Annotated in this window: 6 protein-coding genes; 2 read left to right on the top strand and 4 right to left on the bottom strand. The window is 62.0% G+C overall.

Features of this window, described 5'->3' with window-relative positions; translation table 11 throughout:
• The 3 genes from mobF to AX692_RS12140 form a co-directional block, all read right to left on the bottom strand.
• The coding region (gene mobF, locus AX692_RS12150) for a MobF family relaxase (protein ID WP_073975368.1) at nt 1–2,109 on the bottom strand (2,109 nt) is incomplete at its 3' end.
• 37 nt (nt 2,110–2,146) lie between these two features.
• Nucleotides 2,147–4,543 carry a type IV secretion system DNA-binding domain-containing protein gene (locus AX692_RS12145; RefSeq protein ID WP_073975369.1) on the bottom strand — a complete coding sequence of 799 codons (2,397 nt, stop codon included), beginning with the start codon at nt 4,541–4,543 and terminating at the stop codon, nt 2,147–2,149.
• Nucleotides 4,533–4,865: a hypothetical protein gene (locus AX692_RS12140; RefSeq protein WP_073975370.1), complete on the bottom strand. Its 333-nt coding sequence runs from the start codon at nt 4,863–4,865 to the stop codon at nt 4,533–4,535. Before AX692_RS12140 ends, AX692_RS12145 begins: the two co-directional genes overlap by 11 nt.
• A 441-nt stretch (nt 4,866–5,306) precedes the next feature.
• Here AX692_RS12140 and AX692_RS19065 point away from each other — a divergent pair, with 441 nt between their 5' ends.
• On the top strand, nt 5,307–5,501 hold the full coding sequence (locus tag AX692_RS19065; RefSeq protein ID WP_067738071.1) for a hypothetical protein: 195 nt from the start codon (nt 5,307–5,309) through the stop codon (nt 5,499–5,501).
• Between the two features lie 102 nt (nt 5,502–5,603).
• On the opposite strand, the gene AX692_RS12135 is transcribed toward AX692_RS19065, so the two are convergent.
• The gene (locus tag AX692_RS12135; RefSeq protein WP_013832744.1) at nt 5,604–5,840 is read right to left on the bottom strand and encodes a hypothetical protein; all 237 of its coding nucleotides are present in this window, start codon (nt 5,838–5,840) and stop codon (nt 5,604–5,606) included.
• Nucleotides 5,841–6,064: 224 nt separating this feature from the next.
• Here AX692_RS12135 and AX692_RS12130 point away from each other — a divergent pair, with 224 nt between their 5' ends.
• Complete coding sequence (locus tag AX692_RS12130) at nt 6,065–6,397, top strand: DUF6437 family protein (protein WP_230959838.1); 333 nt, start codon at nt 6,065–6,067, stop codon at nt 6,395–6,397.
• The last annotated feature ends 29 nt before the right edge of the window (nt 6,398–6,426 follow it).

Genomic DNA, 6,426 nt, shown 5'->3' with positions numbered 1-6,426 from the left:
GCCGGTCTGCACCGCATCGTTCACGGCGGTGCGCAAGTTTCGGCCTGAGGCATAGATTGCGGTTGCCTCGCGCTCAGCGGTCGAAAGGGACAGCCAGGCTGCGGCAGCTTCGACAGCAGCATCGTTCCCAGCCTCGATTACCTGGGGTGCGAGATGGCGCATGGCATCCTCAATGCGCCCTTCTTGCGCTGCCTGTTGGGCTTCACGCAGGCCTTCGCTGCGCGCGCGAAGATTGGTGCTCATCACCGCAGTCTCGATCCCGGCCTGCTGCATCACATCGAATGGCTTGCCGGCATCGACGGCACCCAACTGCTTGCGGTCCCCGATGCTCGCAAAGCGGCCGAGTTCGAGCAGGTTGGCGAGGCGCACCAGCTTTTCCTTGTCGGCATTGCCGACCATAGATGCTTCGTCGAGCAGCACGACACTGCCGCGCATATCGGCCCGAGCCTCGGCGAGGCGGTCCGTATCGGCCCCGTCGAGAAGATCGCGGTGCCGCGCGAGAAACCGCGACACCGTCATCGAGGGAATACCCGTATCGCGTTCAAGCATCTGGACCAGCGTGTTTTGCACCGCGAGCCCGAGCACGGCCCTGCCCTCCTCGCGCAGAATGTCCGCGACGGGTTTGAGGACCGTGCTCTTGCCTGCCCCGGCAACGCCCTGGATGGCGACGATGCGGTTGTTCGACCCAAGCAGCAGGCGCCCCGCCCCTTCCTGTCCGGCGTTCAAGGTGAGCCCGTACTTGATCTGGGAGAGTGCCTGCAGGCGGGGCCCGGCAAGGTCGGGAGAGACAATCGCCGGAGCGCCGCCGCGCCCGCTTTCGACTCCGGCGATGATGCGCTGCTCCAGACTGACGGCGTCGCGGGTGGTCAGCAGGTCCCGGTCTGCGCCCCTGCCCTTCTCCAGATATCCTTGGCGGAGCAGTTGATCGACGCGATGCTCGACCGCGGCAAGCGATGTAGGGAGCGCAAAGCCAAGTGCGGTGCGGTAGATCTCGGTGCGCGTGAATGCCGCTTCCCGCTCGCCCAGATGCCGGACAGCCGAGGCGACCGCATGAATTGCGGCGACCTGCTCGACACTGCGATTGGTCAGCCGGGCAGGTATCAGAGGATCACCTTCCCGCAGGCCCAGACGCTCGGCAAAGGAAGTTGCGAGGGCCTGAGCATGGCGGACAAGCCCGCGCATCGTTGGACCGATGCCGGCCACATTCCCAAGATCCTGTGCACTGCGGCCGTTGGCACTTGCAATGATCGTGGCGGGATCAAAGCCAAGCCTGGCGGACGTTTCCTGCCACTGCTGTGTAAGCGCATCGCGATCCTCGATCCGGCCCTTGTTGGCCCGGGTCATCAAGGTTGCGGCATCAAGGACGCTCGGCCCCGAGAAGTTCATTTGAGCTGCTGCCTCCAGGATCTCTGCGCGCCGGGAACTGAAGGCATCGCGCACGGCCTTGGGCACCCCGACAGCTTCGAAGTTGCCGTGCTTTCCGAACTCCCCAACCTCGTAACCGAGCTTCTCCACGCCCAACCGAAACCGGGCCATTGTCATGGCATTGAGCAAGGTGTTGTGCTGCCAGAGCTTGTCGTTGCGCAGCGCCCGCCATTTGCCGTCTGGCCCCTGGGTCACATTGGCAATGACGGCATGGAAGTGGGCGTTGGGTTCCTGGTTGCGGTTGGTGTCGTGCTGGAAGAGCGCGATCGCGAGGTTACCGGTTTGGACGGCTCGCTCCTTGCCCCGAACCTCCATCCTGGTCTCAGCGAGGTTCTTTTCGGCCCAGCGCAGGGTTTCCCGGACGGCTGACGAGTAGGCATCGAGGATCCGTTTGTCGCCGCCCACCAGAGCAAGGACCGACCAGCTTTTCGGCATCGAAAAGGTTAGGTCGGTCCCCGCGCGGTGCGCCCGATTGTCACTTCCAACCCGGCTACCATCCGGCAGCATTCCTTTAAGGACTGCCTCGAACTGCCGCGCATCCACGGCCCCAACCAGCCCCAGGGCGGTAGCGCCTTCACCCAGCCATTCGCCGGAGCGATCAGCGTCTGCGCGCGTGTAGTAGTTGTCGGCAGCAAAGTAATTGGCCGCGCCGCCTGCGGTGCGGACATTGGCTACCGATAGCATCGCTTGTCCCCCGAGGCTGCGGCAATCGGCGGCATGATCACATCTCCATGTCGCCGAGGTCGGGACCCGGGATTGGCGGCGGTTCCTGCTCGCGCAGCCCATCCTCGAGCATCAGCTTGCGCGCTACTGCATCGCTGGGTCGCACGCTCTTAGGGCCATCCTGCTTGCCCTCTTGCAGCGGATTTGCGTTCGTTGTTCCGGCTCTAGCAGTCCCCTTGGGAGTAGCCGGCTGCTCCTGCGTCGGGGTGGTCTCGCCGGTAGGCAGGAGCCGGCGGGCGGAGGGGCCAGCCTTTCTCGGCCTTGCATCAGTTCGGGTTTTCGAAACATCCCGGTTGGCCCTGCCCGCCTTCTCTTTCCCGAATCGGGCTGCTCGCTCCTGTTGCTTCGGCGTCTTACCCGATGTGCTTTCAACGGCCCGCTGCAAATCCCTTACGGTCGCTTCGGGCTTCTGCCTCGGCTCTGATTGCGGCGCCTTGTCGAGGGCAAGTTCTCCCTGCTTGGGCACGACCGGCTTCCCTGCCCCGTCGTCGTTCGCAGAGGGATGTTCATTGCCCGCCGATGCTGCGGGTGGCTCAGACTGCTCCGCCGGCCGCCGGGGCTCAACGACGCGTGCCTTGGGCCCTTCCTTCACTCTTGCGATGAAGGTCTCCGCCCGCTTGGGACGGTCGACGGGAATGAGCTTGACGGGCGCGGCAGGGAAACCATCGGGGAACTTGATGTACCCGGACAGGCGCGGCAGATTCATGAGCTGGTCGGGCAGCAAGAGCGGTTCAATGTGCTTGCGCGGGGTCAGGCTGACCGCATCACGTGCATTGTTGTACCCGTAGGTATAGCCCTCCTCCATGTCCCGGACCTGGCGATGTCCAATGAAGTCGGAGCACCAGGTGGCCGTTTCGCGGTCGGCAGTTCCGAGGATCAGTTTCGTCCGGGATAGCGATGCCAGCGTCATCGCCATGTTCTCGCCGTAGACCTCTTTGAGCTTGGCATAGGCGTGAAGGCCAAGGACAATGGCGCCGCCGAAATTGCGCGCCGTCTGCAGGCCTTTCTCCAGGGCTGGCAGGCGGTGCAGTGCCCCCAGCTCATCAACGAAGAACCAGCACTTGAGATCGCGCGTGCGAGGCATCGTCATCAGCGTGTTCATCGCGGTGTCGAGCCAGAGTGTGAGCAGCTGCGCGCAAACACTCATGTCGACATAGCGGGCCGAAATGAACAGGATCGAGCCTTCGTTTCGGGTGCTATCGGCTCCGTCCTCAATCCACTCGCGGACCGAGAAACGAGGACCTGCAGTCGGTAGCAGCTTGAGCGCCTTGGCGTTGACGTTGAAGACGGCCCGGATCGATTCCGCCATGCGCGCGGCTTCCGGCGCGGTCAGCGGATCGGCGATCGTTCCGCGCATCATGGCATGCACGCGCGACAGGTCCGCGGTCATCAGCTCGCGGGCAAGGGCATCATTGGTTGCCCTGCCTTCCGCCACGAGCTTGAGGCAGAATTCGACGAACAGGGCGCGGGCAGCGATCACCCAGAACTGGGCTTCCCCGCCCCCGTCATGGGGCACGAGGGCATCGGCAGCGGCCCAGAATTCGCCTTCGGTGCGGCATTCGTCGAAGAGACTCCACTGGGGGCAGCGCGCATCGAGCGGGTTCAAAATGATGTCGCAATGGGCGGCATGGAAGTGCTCGATGAAGGCACCGGTCAGATCGAAAACCACGCAGCGCTGGCCCTTGGCTCTTGCCTCCGCAATCATGTCCGAGATCGCCACGGTCTTGCCCATGCCCGTCGTGCCAATGAGCATCGCGTGGCTCTGTTCGAGCCGCCAGGGATAAGCCACAGTGGCGATATGCGATGGTCGATAGGGAAAGACCCGGGCGATCTCTCGCGGCAGGCTGAGCCGCCATTTCCAGCCCATAGCGGAATCGAGCTCACGGGTGCGCTCGCGCCGGTTGTGGCTTGTGAGTTCATCGACGAGCTCGGGAAGCGTGACAAGCATGGCGCCGCGCTCGTGTTTGCGTTCCTTGGAACGACCACCGAACCGCTCAGCAAACCAGTAAAAGACGGCAAAGGCAGGGACCAGCAGGAGCCCCGATCGCCACAAGGCACTGGTCAGAAGATCTGTCAGCTTATCCCACGCATGGACAACCGGTGGATAGTGGTCGAGCTGTGCAATAGGAAACTGAATGGCGGCGCCGAAGGCGGTTTCCAGCGTGATACGCTTGGCAGGATCGAACTCCATGAAACCGTAGATGGCGGCATAGATCCGCATCCAGACAAAGTAGACTTCGTGGTCGGTGAGCCCTGCCGAAATGGTCCACCAAGATGTCCATGAGATCACGAGCGCGGCAACGATCAAGGGGCCCTTGAGACCTGCCGCGAACATGAAGCTGAAGTGTCCGAGCAGCTGGCTGCCGCGCGTGAAATTGACGAGGTTACGCTTCATCGGAACCTCCCTCGCCGGTAGCGGTGGAGAGGCCGAGCTCCTTGCATTTGCGCACGTAAGCTTGGTGTGCCCGACCGCGCAAAGCGTGGTCGGGGTGCCCTGCCAGTAGCGCATCCACACCGACCATGAGGAACACCGAGCGGCGGGAAATGCGTTCAATGGAAGCGTCGAGCCGGGAGGCAAGATCGTCCTCGGCGCAGGCATTGGCGAGCAAGGCACGAACCCATTCGCTCATGCTGATCCCCTTGGCCTTGGCAGCCTTGCGGATCAGCGAGCTGAGCTCGGCCGAGATGTAAACTTGGAGACAGATTGGCCGTGTCATGCACGGACTCCTTGTGGTCAGGAGCCCGGTTCACACTACGAAAGGCAGGATCGAAGCTAAGTCAGATTCAAGAACATGTCAAGAACATCGAATTCGGCGAAATTCCGCCAATCGCTGCGCTGCTTGGGTCAAATCCACGTAACTCCCCTCGCCCACGTCATTTTTGACGGAGAAGCTGCCAATCCAGTATCCCCCACACAAATATCTGTATTTTCGTGGTTTATCGCCCATCTTTCCTGCGACCGGTCGCGTAGGGTGTGCTCTTCCGTCCCCAGCTTAGAGGGTAGGTTCCAGTGTCATGACCAGCACGGGATCGGCGGTTTTGAAGTCCCAAGACCAAGGGATGAATACCATGCCGCTCGATTGCCGATTGTGTTAAAGATCGATCGAGTCCGCCGGCAGGAAGAATGGTGTCGCGGGCATCCCACCGGGAGCATGGCTATGGCGGACGTAACACTGAGCGCGACACCCAAAGGCAATGGTTTCCAGGCAACCGTTACCTATTCGAGCGGCGTGTCGATCAGTTCGGCAGAAGCCTTTCCGACGAAGGCCGAGGCCATTTCAGCAGCGGCCATGAAGGTACTCGACATGCCCGATCGGCTGGAGGAATTCGATGCGTCTACCGCCGAGGACTGATGCTGCATGGAATGCTCGCGCAATGCCTACGGGAGCGACAATACGGGACCCGAGCAAAAAGAAAGGAGGAAGCCCTGACGGACTTCCTCCTTGTTTGTGGCATCAGAATTCATCGCTCAGCTTTCCGGGCACAGTGTCGATGACCCGGTCCAGCATGGCCTTGGGCAGTGCGCCGTAATCGCCCTCATCGACCGCGATGTAGCCTGCCTCACCATCGGTCAGGACATATTGGGTGAAGTAGCTGTGAAGGGACCGGGCATGAGCCTTGTCGAGTGCAGCAACGAAGGCTGCCTGATCTGCTTGGAATGAACCCTGCGCGATATTCAGTGAAGCGTACATGATCTTTCCTCCTGATGTTCGATGCGTCGCATCAGGAGCTGCGAGGATGTGGGTGACGGGCCGGGTCAGGGACCGCGCATAGCGCGGCCGCGAAGCGGCGATGGGGGAAACGATTTTTGCCGGGCTTGCCCGGTAAAAATGGTGGGGCCCCGTCGTCCTTGACGCGGCCCCAAAGCCCGCATCACACTTGGCCTTTCTGCGAGAGAGACCTCTCCAACGTCAGCGTGAAAAGCACTGGCATCGCGGCAAAAACCGTTTTCCTACATCGCCCCATGTTGGCACTGTCGCACGTGGAGGGGACCAACGGCCAGCGAAAGGACAAACTCATGGCCAGATCCAAACCGAGCGCGCGGAATGCGCTCAAGAAACTGCGCGAGCAGCGCGAAGAACTCGATGCACAGGAGGCCAGGCTCCGCGAGGAAGCGGCAGGCGAACTGGGCAAGGTTCTTCTCGAATGCGGAGCCGAGACTATCGAACCTGCGCAACTGAAGCAGCTCATCCGCGCATCGCTCACCATCGGGATCGACGATGCTCTCAAAAGGCTCTCCCCCGCCTGACACTTCAACAGCGGCGGGGTGTGGGCTCG

Origin of the sequence: Erythrobacter donghaensis, from assembly GCF_001557325.1 — a bacterium.
GTDB lineage: Bacteria > Pseudomonadota > Alphaproteobacteria > Sphingomonadales > Sphingomonadaceae > Erythrobacter > Erythrobacter donghaensis_B.
The sequence above is the reverse complement of the archived record's forward strand: the minus strand, read 5'-3'. Positions and strand labels throughout refer to the sequence as shown.

Coding starts and splice junctions, on each gene's coding strand:
- AX692_RS12145 (WP_073975369.1), bottom strand. CDS start 4,543: ATGAAGCGTAACCTCGTCAATTTCACGCGCGGCAGCCAGCTGCTCGGA.
- AX692_RS12140 (WP_073975370.1), bottom strand. CDS start 4,865: ATGACACGGCCAATCTGTCTCCAAGTTTACATCTCGGCCGAGCTCAGC.
- AX692_RS19065 (WP_067738071.1), top strand. CDS start 5,307: ATGGCGGACGTAACACTGAGCGCGACACCCAAAGGCAATGGTTTCCAG.
- AX692_RS12135 (WP_013832744.1), bottom strand. CDS start 5,840: ATGTACGCTTCACTGAATATCGCGCAGGGTTCATTCCAAGCAGATCAG.